This window comes from Streptomyces sp. NPDC049040 (assembly GCF_043197715.1).
Classification (GTDB): Bacteria; Actinomycetota; Actinomycetes; order Streptomycetales; family Streptomycetaceae; genus Actinacidiphila.
Genome location: NZ_JBICTO010000004.1, coordinates 320,116 through 335,653, shown reverse-complemented (window position 1 = coordinate 335,653; position 15,538 = coordinate 320,116). Strand labels below are relative to the sequence as shown.

The 15,538-nt window shown below is 69.9% G+C and carries 12 protein-coding genes; 5 read left to right on the top strand and 7 right to left on the bottom strand.

Features of this window, described 5'->3' with window-relative positions:
• Window positions 1-322: 322 nt before the first annotated feature.
• Complete coding sequence (locus ACGFMP_RS14015; RefSeq protein ID WP_393672476.1) at window positions 323-664, bottom strand: DUF732 domain-containing protein; 342 nt, start codon at window positions 662-664, stop codon at window positions 323-325.
• 318 nt (window positions 665-982) lie between these two features.
• Window positions 983-3,976 carry a helix-turn-helix transcriptional regulator gene (locus tag ACGFMP_RS14010; protein ID WP_393672474.1) on the bottom strand — a complete coding sequence of 998 codons (2,994 nt, stop codon included), beginning with the start codon at window positions 3,974-3,976 and terminating at the stop codon, window positions 983-985.
• A gap of 269 nt (window positions 3,977-4,245) precedes the next feature.
• On the opposite strand from ACGFMP_RS14010, the gene ACGFMP_RS14005 reads away from it, so the two are divergent.
• Together ACGFMP_RS14005 and ACGFMP_RS14000 are read left to right on the top strand one after the other, a co-directional pair.
• On the top strand, window positions 4,246-5,538 hold the full coding sequence (locus tag ACGFMP_RS14005; RefSeq protein WP_393672473.1) for a DUF2716 domain-containing protein: 1,293 nt from the start codon (window positions 4,246-4,248) through the stop codon (window positions 5,536-5,538).
• A 194-nt stretch (window positions 5,539-5,732) separates the two neighbouring features.
• Window positions 5,733-6,404 (top strand): DUF6000 family protein, encoded by a 672-nt coding sequence (locus ACGFMP_RS14000; protein WP_393672472.1) that lies wholly within the window; start codon window positions 5,733-5,735, stop codon window positions 6,402-6,404.
• A gap of 339 nt (window positions 6,405-6,743) precedes the next feature.
• Here ACGFMP_RS14000 and ACGFMP_RS13995 read toward each other — a convergent pair whose 3' ends face one another.
• Window positions 6,744-7,694 (bottom strand): heavy metal-binding domain-containing protein, encoded by a 951-nt coding sequence (locus ACGFMP_RS13995; RefSeq protein WP_393672470.1) that lies wholly within the window; start codon window positions 7,692-7,694, stop codon window positions 6,744-6,746.
• Window positions 7,695-8,130: 436 nt separating this feature from the next.
• Here ACGFMP_RS13995 and ACGFMP_RS13990 point away from each other — a divergent pair, with 436 nt between their 5' ends.
• Window positions 8,131-8,352 carry a hypothetical protein gene (locus ACGFMP_RS13990; RefSeq protein WP_393672468.1) on the top strand — a complete coding sequence of 74 codons (222 nt, stop codon included), beginning with the start codon at window positions 8,131-8,133 and terminating at the stop codon, window positions 8,350-8,352.
• Between the two features lie 659 nt (window positions 8,353-9,011).
• On the opposite strand, the gene ACGFMP_RS13985 is transcribed toward ACGFMP_RS13990, so the two are convergent.
• Entirely contained in the window at window positions 9,012-9,581 is a 570-nt protein-coding gene (locus tag ACGFMP_RS13985; RefSeq protein WP_393672467.1) for a TetR/AcrR family transcriptional regulator, read from the bottom strand.
• A 141-nt stretch (window positions 9,582-9,722) separates the two neighbouring features.
• Between ACGFMP_RS13985 and ACGFMP_RS13980 the strand changes: the two genes are divergently transcribed.
• Window positions 9,723-10,457, top strand: coding sequence for an SDR family NAD(P)-dependent oxidoreductase (locus ACGFMP_RS13980; RefSeq protein WP_393672465.1), 735 nt, complete (start codon window positions 9,723-9,725; stop codon window positions 10,455-10,457).
• 33 nt (window positions 10,458-10,490) lie between these two features.
• Entirely contained in the window at window positions 10,491-11,114 is a 624-nt protein-coding gene (locus ACGFMP_RS13975) for an NADPH-dependent F420 reductase (RefSeq protein WP_393672464.1), read from the top strand.
• Between the two features lie 269 nt (window positions 11,115-11,383).
• Here ACGFMP_RS13975 and ACGFMP_RS13970 read toward each other — a convergent pair whose 3' ends face one another.
• From ACGFMP_RS13970 to ACGFMP_RS13960, 3 genes are all read right to left on the bottom strand, one after another.
• Window positions 11,384-13,681, bottom strand: coding sequence for a molybdopterin-dependent oxidoreductase (locus tag ACGFMP_RS13970; RefSeq protein ID WP_393672463.1), 2,298 nt, complete (start codon window positions 13,679-13,681; stop codon window positions 11,384-11,386).
• Window positions 13,682-13,829: 148 nt separating this feature from the next.
• Window positions 13,830-14,381, bottom strand: coding sequence for an EF-hand domain-containing protein (locus ACGFMP_RS13965; RefSeq protein ID WP_393672461.1), 552 nt, complete (start codon window positions 14,379-14,381; stop codon window positions 13,830-13,832).
• Between the two features lie 151 nt (window positions 14,382-14,532).
• Window positions 14,533-15,411, bottom strand: coding sequence for an alpha/beta fold hydrolase (locus tag ACGFMP_RS13960; protein WP_393672460.1), 879 nt, complete (start codon window positions 15,409-15,411; stop codon window positions 14,533-14,535).
• Between the last annotated feature and the right edge of the window lie 127 nt (window positions 15,412-15,538).

Below are 15,538 nucleotides of genomic sequence, written 5' to 3'. Positions count from 1 at the left end.
GACCGTACCGCCGGCAACTTCTCGACGCCATGGATGCCGCCAGGTCTGAGGGCATCCGCACCTGGCGTGAATCAGCTCAGACCAACTCGTAGGCAGAGAAGGCCCCGGAGGGCGGTTCAGCGCCCGAGTAGCCATACCTCCCCGTGCCGGGGCGTGCTCCGCGAGGGCTGCGGGTGTGCAACCACGGCGATGAACTGCCGGACGCCGGACGGGCCGGCGCCTCGGTTGGGGGCACCTGCCGGTCCGGCCGTCGGCCGGGGGAGACGTACAAGGGCTCCATGCCCACGGTCTGGGTCAAATCCCGCTGTCGACTGGAGGAAGCTCATTTTTCGGGTGGGCAAATCGTGAGCTGCAGCGCTTTGTTGATGGCCATGCCTTGTTCGTCGGTGAGCGGGTGCTCTGTGGTGCTGAATCGCATGGCCGCGGCGTGGCCGTCGGAGTCGCCGTCGTCGAGGACCGAACACTGGGAGCGGCCCTTGGCAATGGCGTCGGGGTCGGCGGCGAGGCCCGGCTCTACGGCTGTGAGGGCTTCGAGGAAGATCGTCTGGAAGGCGGCGGCGGGGTTTTGTGTGGTGCCCGTCTCCGGCGTGTTGTCACGGGATGAGCAGGCGCTGAGGGGCATGAGCGCGACGACGGCGGCCGCGGCTGCGAGACGGATACGCATTGGGCCAGCGTGTCGTATCGGGCGGAGCCACGTGGTGTTGTGCCAGAGTGCCACTCCGGTCACCGCCAGGCGTAGGGAATGCGCCTGGCCGCGGCAAACAGACCAGTGCGGGGATGTGCCGAGCCGGTCCGTCGGGCACGGCCCGAGCCACCCAGGGCGGGACCGGCCGATATGGCGGGTGGGCGTCCGCGCCGCATGGGTGTGCGGGTTGCGGCGTGGCGCAGTCCGAGCAGGCCGTGGTGCCAGCGCAGGATCGTGTCGAGGCGTACCAGCGGCAGGAAGCTCCGGAGCACGTCCAAAGGACAGTGTCCGGACACATCAGGCGGAGGCGGTCGACTCCGGCTCGATCAGCCGCTCGCGGTAGGCGATGGCCACGGCTTCGGTGCGGCTCGTGGCGCCGAGCTTGGCGAGGATGTTCGACACGTGAACACTCGCCGTCTTGCCGCTGATGAACAGTTCCTCGCCGATCTGCCGGTTGGTGCGCCCGCGGCCGAGCAGCCGCAGGACATCGCTCTCGCGGGCGGTCAGCGCGGTGATGCGGTCCCCGATGGCCGACGTGCCGGTGAGGCGGCCCCGCCGGACCAAGGTGTCCACTGCCTCACGCAGCGGCACCGCGCCCAGCCGCACGGCGGTGTCCCTTGCCGCGGCTGCCTGTTCGGCGGCCTCCTCCCGGCGGTCGGCATTGAGGAGTGCCTCCGCCAGTCGCCTGCGGCAGCGGGCCAGCTCGTACGGATCGCCGTAGCCGAACGCCGTCACGGCCCGGTGCCAGGCGTCGACGTCAGGGCCGGTGGCAGCGCGCACCCCCTCGGCTTCGGCGCGGGACAGCCAGGCCTGTCCCTCAGGGCCCTGCCTGGTGCCGTCCTCACCCCGGGCGGCCGTGCTCCGGGCCAGCTCCACCAGCTCGCGGGCGGTCGCCGTCCAGTGTTCGGCCGCCGATGTGTCGCCGGACAGGCGGGACTCCTCCGCCGCGTCGGCGACCGCCGCCAGCGTCAGCGCGGCGAGCCGCACGACCACGTCGGGCAGCTCCGACTCCGAGGCGTCGGTGAGCGCCTCGACCGACGCGCGCGTCCGCCGGACGGATTCCTCGGCGTCGCCCTGCAGGGCCGCCGCGTCGGTCAGTACGACACTCGCGACGAGCGTCGACATCCAATCGAAGGGCTGGTCGAGCAGCGCGCGGGCGCCGGCCACGGCCGCGTCGTGCTCCCCGCGGGCCAAGGCGACGTACAGCGCGGGTCCGTTCGCGAAACCGCCCGCGACCGGGAGGAGTTCGGCGCCGACAGCCGCCGCCTGCGCGCACTCGTCCCAGCGGCCCAGCGTGTAGAGAAGCAAGGACTGCAGATAGCGCAGCTCCAGGGCGTAGGGCGAGGAGAGCAGACCTGCGTGGCGGGCGCGGTCCAAGCCGTCGCCGATCCAGGTCAGGGCCTCGTCCAGATCACCGGATTCGTAGCAGCCGATGGCCAGGTTGAACAGGGCGCGTACCTCCACCGGGCGGTTCCCGGCGGTGCGGGCCAGTTCACGGGCGCGGCGCAGCCGGTCCCTGCCCTTGGCGCTCCGCCGGTTGTGCGCCTCCATGCCGACCAGGGAGATCAGCAAGTCCGCCTGGGCGTCCGCAAGGTGGAGCAGCTCGGCGATCTCCAGCGCCTGTCGGGCGACCTGCTCGGCCTCCTCCTCCCGCCCCACATAGCGCGCGGCCATGACGTGGGTCGCGGCCGCCCACACCCAGGTGTACGAGGGAGGCTCGGCTGGGATCAGCGCGAGCGCCTCGCTGCTGTAGGTGAAGGCGTCGGTGAGGCTGTCGACGCGCATCAGGTTGCCCGCGAGGGTGTAGCGCACCCGCGCGGCGAGTTCGGAGTCGGTGTCTTCGCCGGCCCGGGCGAGCGCCGAGCGGGTGAGCTGGACCGCGCGATGGGGTTCACCCGCGCGTGCGGCGGCGGCCGAGGCGCGCAAGGCCAGGGTGATGGTGCCGCCCGTCGCGGGGCGGTCGGGCTCGTCGACCGCCGCCCACAGTTCGAGGGCGGTTTCCAGGTGGCGCAGCTCCGCGGCGGGCGCGCCGACGCGCTGGGCGTGGTCGGCGGCCTCGAGGGAGGCGGCCAGCGCGTCGGCCAGGTCATGGCTCTCGCGCGAGTGGTGGGCTCGCTCCGCCGCGCTCTCCGCCGAGCGGCCTCCTTCTGCGAGGAGCCGGGCGAACAGTCCGTGCAGCCGGACCCGCTCGCCCGGCAGCAGGTCCGCGTACACGGCCTCACGGGTGAGGGCGTGCCGGAACGAGTACGTCGCGTTGTCGTCAGGCCGCAGCAGTTGGTGTCCGACCGCCTCGCGCAGCGCCGACTCCAGCTCCTCGTCCGGCAGTTGCACGGCGTCACGCAGCAGGTCGTGTCCGACGCGGCGCCCCGCGACGGCCGCCGTGCGCAGCACCTGCTGGGCGGTCTCGGAGAGTTGCTCGATCCGGATGAGCAATACGTCGGCGAGGCTGCCGAGGCCGCCGAGGCCGCCGGGCACCGCGAAGGAGTCGGGGGTGTCGTGGCCGGGGAGTGCGGCGAGCAACTCCTCGGCGTAGAAGGCGTTTCCCTCTGCGCGTTCGATGATGCGGCGGACCGTGCTGTCGGAGACGGGGCCGGTGTGCAGCGCGTGCACGAGCTGCGCCACGTCCGCGTCGGCCATCGGGCGCAGTTCCATGCGTTCGACGGAGGGCAGCCGGATCAGCTCGGCGAGCAGCGGTCGCAGGGGGTGGCGGCGGTGCAGGTCGTCCGCGCGATAGGAGGCGAAGACGGCCAGGCGGCGGGGCGGGCGGCCGGGGGAGGGCCGCTGGAGGATGCCTCGGCTGAGCAGGAAGCGCAGCAGGTCGCGGGAGGACTGGTCCGCCCAGTGCAGGTCTTCGAGGACCAGCAGGAGCGGGGTCAGGTCGGCGAGATCCGCGAGGAGTCCGGTGATGCCCTCGTAGAGCTGGAGGTGGTTGCCGGGGTCGGATGCGCCGCCGGTCCTGGAGGCGGTGTCCATCAGGCGGTCCACGGCGGGGTGTGCGGCGAAGGCCGGGGCGAGCCGGTCGTCGCCGGCGGCCGCGCCGAGGATCTCCGTGAACGGGAGATAGGGCAGACCCACGTCACCGAGGTCCACGCAGTGGCCGGTCAGGACGGTCATGCCGGTGGCGGCCGCGTGCGCGGCCACCTCGGTGAGCGTGCGGGTCTTGCCGACGCCGGCATCACCGGCCAGCAGAACGGCACGCGGATCGCCGGCCGAGGCCCGCTCCAGCACGCCGGTGAGCCGGGCGAGGTCGTTCTCCCGGCCGATGAACGGCGTACCGAATATCTGTGCCACCTGGCCATCCTGGCATACCCCGCCCACAACCCCCGGTGCGTCACCGGGGCCCCGGCCACGAGCGCGGCCGAGTGTCGTACGGCCGTCATCGCAGCGCGTCGCCGCAGTGCCGGGGCATCGGCGAGCGCCCGCCATGAGCAGCAACGCACACGCCGTCGACCGCCCGTTTCAGGACGTGCGTCGCGGCTTGGGAAGCATTACGCCTCACGGAGGGCCGTTCGCGGGGCCGATGCCCGTTCGCGGGGCCGATGCCCGTTCGCATTCAAGCGATGGCATCGCGGGAACAGCAGTGCTTGAATGCCGCGGTGGTCTCGGGCGTGGGGGAACTGCTGGCAGCGCACGATCGCATCCTGCGTGGCGCCGGTCCGGCGCATCTGCGGTTCGGCACGGTGGTCGAGCGGATCGGACCGCTGATCCTCACCCACTACGGTACGCACTGCAGCGTCGACCACCTCGCCTTGGACGCCTCGACCTCGGTCGCCCGGCTTGCTTCGCAAGTGCAGCAGAGCGTGGCCGCCCGTGTGGAACCTGTGGAGTGGCGTGTGTTCGCCCACGACGCAGGAGCCTCGCAGCTGATGGCCTCGCTCGAGGCAGCAGGTTTCACCGCGGGATGGGAACGCAGCGTCCTGGTCGGTGACGTGACAGAGCTCGACTTCCCCCAGCTGCGGCCGGGGTGGAAAGTCGAATCGGTCCGATGGGACGAGCTGCGGTCGCAGCAGGCGCTTGACCTCTCCGCCGGCTCCGGGCCGCACCGCGTTCCCCTGTCGGCCTGGCACGCGATGGGCTCGATCCCACACGGGGAGGTCGACATCCGTGTGCTGGCCCACCACGGAAGGGTCACCGCGGCCTGCTGGCTGGAGACCGTTCGGGACACCGAGTTTGCCGCTGTCGGGGGTCTGACAGCAGCACGTCCCGAACTGCTCGCCAAACTGCCATGGTGGCCCTTCCCGCTGCCGGCGAAGCGGTTCCTCGTCGCCGAGGCCGGCGGGCAGCTGCGCAGCTCCCTTGTGGCCGTCGGGTTTCGGGACGTCACAACGGTCCGGTCCCATCACTGGACCCCGCCGGGCAAGCCTGCTTCGACCCCGCCCGCGAGGCACTCTCTCCACGACGCCGAGTCCGATCGGATAGCGCATCGCTGTGAGCTCCGCGTCGGCTTCGACTACGCCAGTGGGAGTGGCCGGTATACCGCGCCGCTCGACTCGCGGCGCTGGTTTTACGGCATGCTCGACCGCGGCACTCCGGCGATCGCGGCCGCCGAAGGAGTCATCGAGCGCGGTCTGCGCGCCAGCGTACGGCGAGGCGAATGGGTCTACGAGTACCGCCCGTATCTCAACGGCTGGGAGTTCGACCCGCAGCGCGTCGGCGGCCCGGGACAGCCGCCCTGGCCGGGCAGCGCCATCGCCGACGACGAGTTCCAGTTCCTCGCCACCGCGGACGCCCGCCTCGGCACGTTCGCCCACTACGCCGAACAAGCCCTCGTCGTTTTCGGAGAGGACCTCATCGCGCAGGTCGCGGATGACTTGGACGGGCTGCTTGGCGGCGGTGCCTGGAGCTTCGGTTGAGCCCGCAGGTGGCGTTGCCGGCACCTGACACAGTCGGGCACCGCGGTGTGTGCGGGGCGCAACGACGGGTCCCGCGAAGCTGGTTGCCGGAAGGTGCGGCACATCATGGTGGTCGATGGACGGCATGGGGTCTTATGGCAAGGGCAATGTGGGGATACGGGTCGCGGTTGTGGGCGGCGGCGTGGGTGGTCCGAGTGGATCTCGGCGGTCTGCGGGGCTACCTGGCGGCTTTCCTGCGCGGGAGGTTCGGCAGCCGCGAGTACCGATACCGTCACCGATTGATCCGGCGCTATGTCGGCCACGGTGGACGCTATCTGCACCTCCGCAGCGGCGGGGCCCTGTTCTGGCCGCGACCTCGTCAGCGGCTCTTCCAGTACCGGCTGCGCTGGTCCGCGCGCAGGGCCGGCACCAAAGACCTGTTGGCACTTCTGGACATGGGCTGGCGCGAGCAGGTGGCCGCCTCGTGGCTCATCGCGGTCGGCCGGCGCGCCGACCTCCGCGACCGGATCGCCCAGGACCTGCGAAGCGACACCCCGAGCGGGTACGGCTGGGACCACTGCACAGCTTTGGCCCGGCTGGGCACGGACCAGGACGCGGAACTGCTGCGGCGTTACCTGGATCGGGCCCTTCTCCTCCCACGCCCCCTGCACGATGACGACGATCAGCACTGCCAGCGGCAGGCCATGGGGTCTCTTCTGTATCTCGACGGTGTGCTCGGCACCAGCTACGCCCAGCCATTGCTCACCGCAGATGGCTTGTGGAGGCAGTGGTCCGGTGAGGAAGGCACCGAATCCTTGGAAGAGGAGCGGGAGCTCGCTGCACAGTTGGTGGCCTTCGCAGCAGGCAAGGCACCTCTGATGAACTGACCTTCCAGAATGAACCTCGGTGTCGGCACCCTGTCCTGCTACACGCCGTCGTCCAGGGCGTGGAGGTCTCGGCTCCGCGGCACGCCTTCGACCAGCTTCAGGATCGCCTCGTGGAGCGGACCGTTGGTGGCCGGCACCGTCATGTCGCCCTCGAGAACGTGCCCGCCGCCTGCTCCGGAGCCTCGGAGTCCAGATCGTCCTCATAGGGCACAAGGTCGTCCGTCCACCGGAAAACGCAGCTGCCGTGATCCCCAGGGGTCAGCAGGAGCGGGCCGCCCACCCTGGGGCCGTCGGCATGCTCGATCGACATGCTGCCGGCGGGCACTCCGACCTCGAACCTCACGTCGCGGTACTCACCTCTTCGGGCATCTGCGTCGCGGCCGGCGTCCCGTCGCCTGCGGCCGGTTTCCGGCTGGGCTCATCGGCGAGGTCATTGCGGTTCCGGTCCAGTCTCATGATGGTCAGGGGCGCGGGTCCTGCCGGCTTCCGGGTGCGTTCGAACCTGGCGATCGAGGTGCCGACAAAGAGCGCCTCCGCAACGCGGTCCTTCGCACCGATGCGGCAGTCGCGCTCGCGTACCCGCAGCTCCATGTCGTCCACCACCAGAGCGTCGCCGCCGTTCTTCGCGGCCTCCCGGGTCAGCTGCGCCCTGGCGTCCCTGCGGACCTGGCTGACCAGCTGGGTGTAGGTGTCGACCTCCTGATTCCCCGCCGTCCAGCCGGACTGCCGCACCGTATGCCGGTCGTCGTGCCGACTGGCCATGCTGATGCCGAAGGCCACCCCGGTGGGCACCCACCCGGAGTGCACCAGCCGGGCGAACTCCTGGCCGCTCAGGTGCGAGGTGAAGGGCCGGCGTGGCCGAATGGACGAGCGAGCCCGCACGGCAGTCCCCACAGCGGTGAACTCCACGTTCTCCGCGGAGATCTCACGGATCCGGAAAGTGAGCCCGACGACCCCGTCACCGCCGCGCGCACGGCACTCGGACACCGCGCGGCGCAACGCCGTCGTGCGCACCGCGTACATCGCGTCCACCAAGCCAGAGAAGGGACGCCACTGCGTGTTGGTCGACTCCAGACTCCTGCTGGAGAACTGCTCGTACGTACAGGTGAACGCGCCGGTGTACCCGACGTGGAAGATCGCCGTGCCCAGCACCAGCCCGACCGGATCGAACCCCGCACTGCCGACCGCGGCGAACTCCCGAACCGACAGGGCCGACTCCCAGGCCCCCTCACGCGGTTCGCTCTTGCCGTGCTCCTCTGCCGGCACACCGGTGGTCTCGCCCCGTACCATCGCCCCCCCGGCCTCCCACCCACTGCGCGTGAACGCTTCCACCCCTCCCCACAGCCTACGCTCGGCGGTGCACCCTTCCCGGCGCCGGCGGCGTTGCGGGTGCCGGATATGTCATCCACACAGGTGAGCAGCCGGTTCTGCGGTTCGGCTCGCGCCACGCCGGAGGAATTGCGCCACCCGGCACCCCGGGACGCCTGACCGGCCTGCGCACGGGCGGTACCACGCCTCCGCTGTCACGGCCGAGTCTCATCGGCTGAACTTCGTGCCACAACGTCCCCGACAGACGGGTCAGCCACTGGCAGCACAGGAGAGCCGGGGTCGAATTTTGCCGCGCCTCGCGTCGAAATCCCAGGTCAGCGGGGTGACGGCGGTTGCATCGTCAGGATCCCTGCCGACAGCCGCAGCGAATCGGATGAACGTAGGCCCATACTGAGTCATGACAAAGTCTGCTGCGCCCAAGCACCGTCTGCCCACCAGCCCCTTCAAGGCGGCGGTCGCGCCGCTCCCCAAGCACTTCGCTCCGAGCGACCTGGTCACACATGACGTGTACGGCCTCGGCCGGGTGGTCGGCATCGAGGAGGGCGTCGCGGCGCTCGTGGATTTCGGCTCGGAGCAAATGCGGATCTTGAGCCCGTACGCCAAGATGACCAAGCTGTAGGGACCGCTGTGCCCGGACAGGGCGCACAGGACCGCTCAGGGACCCGTGACCAAGGAGAGACCTCTCATCGATCTGACCTCGCTGTTCTCCGCTGTGGAAGGCCAGCCCCGCTGTTCCGCCGCGGTATCTCCGCCTCCGAAGACGGACCCCTTCCAGGCTCCGGACCTCGGGGAGTACGAAACCTTCCCGCAGGACGATGCGGAGGATGCAGAGGAGCCTGTCTGGCGCATGACACGCGGGCCGGGGCGACCGGGCTTCCAGGAGTGACGTTGGCTTCGACGGGTCGGCCGCGGGCAGCCCCCCGTGACGCGGTGAGGGCTCTGTGACTCAGCGCAGTCACCAAGGGTGCTGCCCCTGGGCGCTTCGACGGCGCGCGTAGCTTCTCGGACCGCGCCGCCGGCCGGACTTCCTGGAACAGCGGGCGAGCTTCGTCCGCGACGGTGAGCGCCTGGCACGCGCCGGGATCACTGACGGCCCCTACCGGCGGGGCATGCTCACCACCCATGCGACCAGCCGGGCGGAAAGCCCTGGCTCCAGGGCTTGGACCGGCACCGCGAAGGTGTGGATACCGCCGTCGATATCGACGGGCCACCGCACCCCCCTGAGGAACCACTCGCAGATCAGCCCACGCAACCGAGGAGATCCACTCGGCAGCGAGGCTATTCCAGGGCGTTGTCGATGAGGACGGCGGCGATGGCGGCGGCGGTGGGGAAGGCGTCGGCGTCGAGGACGCGGGTGCGGGCCGCGGCGCCGTCGATGAGCAGGGCGAGCTGCTCGCCGAGCTGCTCGGGCTCGGCGGCTCCGGCTTCGCGGGCGGTGTCGGCGAGCCGCGCGGCGACGGCTTTCTTGTAGTCGCGCGCGTACTGGGACGCGGGGTGACGGGGGTCGTGGAGTTCCACGGCGGCGGCGATGTACGGGCACAGAGGTGTGCTGGCGGGGACATCGAAGGCGGCGAGGAGCCGCTCGCGGGGCGTGAGGTCGGCGCGGTCGAACACGCCTGACAGAACCGAGGGGTCGAACCGGCGCAGGTACTCGGCGACGAGTTCGTCCTTGCCGGCGAAGTGCTGGTAGGCCGTGCGCTTGGACACCTGGGCCGACGCGCAGAGCTGGTCCATGCCGGTGCGGTTGATGCCCTGCTCGCGGAAAAGCTCCTGGGACGCATTGAGGATGCGCTCGCGAGCCCCCCGGCCGCGGCGGCTGCCCGTCGGACCCATCTCCGGCTCTCTCATGGCCCCACTCTACGTCAATTGGTAACGGCCGGTGTACATAGTTGCGGACTGACTGGCCGCCCCGTACGTTAAGCACACAGGGCGGTGTACATAACGTCGTCCTCAGGTGCGCACGGCACCGCCGACCCAAGGGAGCGACCAATGGGAAAGCTGGACGGCAAGGTGGCGGTCATCACCGGCGGCACCACCGGACTGGCGCTGGCCGGCGCGAAACTGTTCGTCGAGGAGGGGGCGTACGTCTTCATCACCGGCCGTCGCCAGGGCCCCCTGGACGAAGCCGTGAAGCAGATCGGCCGCAACGTCACCGGCGTCCGGGGGGACGCCGCCGACCTTGACGACCTGGACCGCCTGTACGACACCGTCAAGCGGGAGAAGGGAAGCCTCGACGTGCTGTGGGCCAGCGCCGGCATGGGCGCGCCCGCCCCGCTCGGCGAGATCACCGAGGCCCAGTTCCACGACGCGTTCTGGCTCAACGCCCGCGGCACCCTGTTCACCGTCCAGAAGGCCCTTCCGCTCTTCAACGACGGCGGCTCCATCCTCATGACCGGCTCCAACGCCTCCCTCGGCGCCTTCCCCGGCTGGAGCGTCTACGCCGGCAGCAAGGCCGTCCAGCAGGCATGGGCCCGCGTCTGGCTCAACGAGCTCAAGGACCGCCGCATCCGCGTCAACGTGCTGACCCCCGGCCAGGTCGCCACCGCCAAGCAGGAAGAGCTCTTCGACGAGGCCACCAAGCGCCAGTTCGAGTCCCTCATCCCCCGCGGCCACATGGGCCGCCCCGACGAGATCGCCACCGCCGCCCTCTTCCTCGCCTCCGACGACTCCAGCTACGTCAACGGCATGGAACTCGTCGCCGACGGCGGCACCACCGCCATCTGAACCGGACACCACACAACCAGGACAGGACGCCTTATGAGCACCATCAGCATCATCGGCACCGGGAACATGGCCCGCACCATCGGCGCGCGGGCAATAGCGGGCGGCAACACCGTCGAGGTCATGGGCCGCGACCATTCCAAGGCCACCGGCCTGGCCAAGGCCCTCGGAGACGGCGCCACGACCGGAGAATGGGGGACCACCCCGGCCGGGGACATCGTCATCGTGGCCCTGTTGCACAACGGTGTCGTGCCGGTCATCACCCACTACGGAGACGCCCTCGCGGGCAAGACCATCGTCGACATCAGCAACCCCTTCAACTCCACGTTCGACGGGCTGGCCCACCGCGAGGAGACCTCGATCGCACGGGAAGCCGCCAAGGTGGCCCCCGCCGGCGCCAGCGTGGTGAAGGCGTTCAACACCATCTTCCGTCACGTCCTGGAGAAGGGCCGGCCCGACGTCTTCATCGCCGGCGACGATGCGCAGGCCAAGGCGCGTGTGGAGGGGTTCATCGAGAGCCTGGGACTGCGCCCGCTGGACGCCGGCGGTCTGGCAATGGCCCACTGGCTGGAAGGAGCGGGCCTGGTCACGGTGGCCCTGGCCAACAACGGGGTGGGGAACCTGAACTTCGCCCTCGGTGTCACTGAACTTCCCGCCTGAGCGAAAGGTTGGAGGAGTCCCGAAAGCACTCGCCGACGCAGTCACCGTTGCGAGGACGCCTTCGAACGGCCGACCGCCTGGGTCGCGATCCGGTCAACCGGGCAGGCGGTCGGCGGCTCGACCCTCATACCCCGCCGGCGGCGGCGCAGGAAGCCGACCCGCGGCAGGCATGAGCTCGTGAAGCGCCTCCCGGCGGCCAGCGCCGGCCTGCGACACGCTTGACGATGGCGTACACGGAAGGGCGCCGTAAGACGCAGGAAGCCTTCGGGTCACTGTTCGAGATCGGGTGGCACAAAGGCGAGCACATCGGGAACGGCATCGCCGTAGACCTCGACGTCCACCAGCGCGCTGAGGGCACTCGGTCCTTGGGACAGGCGTGAGCACGGCCGATCCGCCGTGAGGACGTTCGGATTGCTGTGGCGGTCCAGGGTGCCGCTCAGGCCTGGCTGGACCGGATCCCACCACGCTCCCGTGGACAGCTGTACGACGCCTGGCATGACGTCGTCCGAGAGGACCGCGCCCGCGAGGCAGCCGCCTCTGTCGTTGTGGACGCGCACGATCATCCCGTCCTCGATGCCGCGCGACGCGGCGTCCGACGGATTGATCGTCACCGGCTCACGACCACGGATCTTCGACCTGAGGCTGTGGTCACCGTTGTCGTACTGGCTGTGCAGGCGTGAGGCGGGCTGATTCGAGATCAGGTGCAGCGGGAATCGGCCGGACAGATCGGCACGAAGCCACTCCACCGGTTCGAACCACTTCGGATGCCCGGCGCAGTCGTCGTAGCCGAACGAGTCGATCTCCTCGGAGAAGATCTCGATCCGGCCGGACGGCGTCGGCAGGGGGAAACCCTGCGGATCCGAGCGCAGGGACTCGAAACTGCCGGGAATCGGCCTGGGCGACGCCGTCAGCTCGGCGGTGGAGCTTCGCCAGAAGTCGTCGAAGCTCGGCAGGGCGGCCTCCCCGCCGAGCCTGGCCCTCGTCTCCTCGTAGAGGTGCCGGACCCATTCGATCTCCGAGCGCGACTCCGTGAACGCCTGCTCGTATCCGAGCCGGCAGGCCAAGGCGGCGAAGATGCGGTGATCGGTGCGCGACTCGCCCGCCGGCTCGCGGACCTTCGGCATCGCGACGAGATGGGGGTCCGAAAGCCCGGCGGCGAAGTCGTCGCGCTCCAAGGTGGTGGCGACGGGAAGGACGATGTCCGCGAACTTGGCCGTGGTGTTCCACCAGGCTTCGTGGACCACCACCGTGTCAGGGCGCTGCCAGGCCCGGCTCAGCCGATGGAGATCCTGGTGGTGGTGGAACGGATTCCCTCCGCACCAGTAGATCAGGCGCAGCTCCGGCAACGTGAGACGCCGACCGTCGTAGTCGATGGTCTCACCGGGGTGCAGCAGGGTGTCGGTGATCCTTGCGACAGGGATGAAATCCGGGACGGGGTTGGAGACCTCGGGCACCGACGCCACGAAAGGGCGGCCCCTGGCAACACCGGTCGCGTCCATCGTCGCGTAGCCGGCGCCCCACCCACAGCCGGGCCGGCCCATCGAGCCCGCCATGGCGGCCAGCACGACGGACATCCAGATCGGCTGTTCTCCGTGGTCTGCCCGCTGCACCGCGTAGTTGACCATGATGAGAGAACGCCGGGTGGTGAGGCGCCGAGCGAGGTCGACGATCACCTCGCGGCTGATGCCCGTGATCTCCGCTGCCCAGGCGGCGTCCTTCCGTATGCCGTCGAGCTCGCCGACCAAGTAGGAGGCGAAGCGGTCGAACCCGACGCAGCACCGGCGGAGGAAGTCCTCGTCGTGCCACCCGTTGACCAGCATGGTGTGGGCGATGCCGAGCATCGCGGCGGTGTCGGTGTTGGGGATGACGGGCAGCCACTCGGCGTCGAGGAAGCCGGCGGTGTCGCTGCGGATGGGGCTGACGTTCACGAACCGCACCCCGGCCTCACGGCACTGGCGCTGCAGGTTCCGCGTCCGGTGCCTGGCCAACCCACCAGGGTTGATCTGGCTGTTCTTGAGGGCGAGCCCTCCGAAGGCAACGACCAGCTCGCAGTTCTCGGCGATCTCGTCCCACATCGGCATCCGGGAGAGGTAACTCCACGGATGGCCGCCGATCACATGGGGGAGGATGACCTCCAGCGCCGCAGTGCTGTAGGTGTTGCGAGAGTCGGTGTATCCCCCGCCCAACGCCAGGAACCGGTGGAGTTGACCCTGCGCGTTGTGGAACCCGCCCGCACTCGCCCATCCATAGGACCCGCCGAACACCGCGCTGTCCCCATGGTGTGAACGCACTCGACGGAGTTCATCGCTCACCAGCGTGATCGCCTCGTCCCAGCTCACCTCCACGAAGGCGTCCGCGCCTCGGGCCGAGTCGCGGGCCCGCGGCTCGCCGTTCAGCCAGCCCTTGCGCACCGCGGGGCGCAACACGCGAGCGCCATCGTCGGCGGCTGCCACCATTCCGGGGCCGATGGGCGATGGATTGGGGTCATCGTCACTCGGCTCGATTCGCACCAACCGTCCGGAATCGACCACCGCGACATAGCTGCCCCAGTGCGTCGCAACCGACATGCGTCGTTCCACCGTGCATCAACTCCGCCTCTGAAGTTTCGGCTTGAGCTTGGACAGGGCTCCTTGCGTTGCCGGGTCTGACCTGTTGCACAGGGGGTCGCCCGCAGGATCATCACCGTGAGGGAACTGCAGACCGGTCAAGGGGCCCTCAGCCGGTGACCCTGCCGAACAAGTGGTTGGCGGGGGCCTCCGGGTCGTTGCCGTAGAAGAACTCCGCGAGCGCCTGGTGGAACTCGGCACGATCCAGCGTGCCCGAGCCGTCCAGGTCCAAGGCGGCGAAGACGGGGGCGCACTCCTCGAAGGGGAGGTTGCCGGCCAGGCCGAAGATCTGCTCGAACTCCGACTGGTCGATCTTGCCGTTTCCGTCGAGATCGACGAGGTCGAAAAAGCAGTCGGCCACCAACTGGATCTGCTGCGCGTACAGGTCGGGATCCGTCAGGGCCCGCCGGAAGCCGTCGGTCATCTCCCGCAGGTCGACCCTCCCGTCACCGTCCCGATCCATCGGTGCGATCACGTGAGTCCAGAACGCACCCAGTTCCTCGGTGAGTCGACCTGCGGTCGCGGACCGTGCCGCGTCGCCACGGGCGGCGATGTAGCGCTCGCCCATCAGCAGGACGTCGTGCCGGGTGATTTTCCCGTCGCCGTCGACATCGGCACCCCTGAACCACTGGCGGTACTTGAGATCTTGAAGCTCAGTCACAACTACTGATAGTATTCACGCAGTTACAGAAACGCAAGACTGGCTGCTTTGGGCCGACTTGCGCGTCGAACGCGGCCGTCCCGCCCACATGTGCTCGCTGCCGGCGCCCGCGACTCCCGCGGGCGACGCTGCGGCCGCCGGCTCCTGCGTGTCAGCGGGCCATCAGGGCGCGGAGGGCCTTGGCGATCGTGTCAGGTGCCTCCTCCGCCATGAAGTGACCGCAGGAAAGCGTCGAGTGGTCGAGGTCCTCGGCCCAGGCACCCCACAGGGCGGCGGCCTCGTAGCCCAGGGCGGCGCCCCAGTCCTGCTGGAGGACCGAGAGCGGCACGGTGATCTTGCGGCCCGCGGCGCGGTCGGCGCGGTCGTGCTCGATGTCGATGCCCGCGGAGGCGCGGTAGTCGGCCACGATGGACGGCACGGCATTGCGGCACGCGTCCAGGTAGACCCGGCGCACCGCCGGGGGCACGGCATCGGGGTCGTTGGCCCAGGTGTCGAGGAAGTAGGAGAAGAAGGCGTCCGAGCTGTTCTGGATCATCTGCTCGGCCAGGCCGGGCGGCTGCGCCATCAGGTAGAGGTGGAAGCCCACCGCCGCCTGTACGCCGTGCAGCGCCTCCCACATGTCCACCGTCGGCAGGACGTCCAGGCAGGCCAGATGGCTGATGATGTCCGAGTGGTCCAGGCCCGCCCGGAAGGCCACCAGGGCGCCGCGGTCATGCCCTGCGAGCGCGAACCGCTCATGTCCCAGCGCCCGGGCGACGGCGACGGTGTCCTCGGCCATGGTCCGCTTGGAGTAGACGTCGGGACCGGTCTCCGCGGGCTTGTCACTGTCGCCGTAGCCGCGCAGGTCGGGGCAGATCACGGTGTGGTCGGCGGCCAGGTCCTCGGCCACGTGCCGCCACATGAGGTGGGTCTCGGGGAAACCGTGCAGCAGCACGATGGGGCTGCCGGAGCCGCCGACGGCGACGTTCAGCTCCACGCCGTCGGCGACTGTCACGCGCCGGTATGCGAATCCGGGGATGCTCTGGGTCATGGCTGCTGCGCCCTTTCACGTCGTGGTCCTGCCCGCGCCTGCCGCGGACCCGGTGAGGTGGCTGCCGGAGCGGGGTGCGCTCCGGCTGATGACCCAAGCGTGGGGGCGGCGAATCAGCAGCCGATGA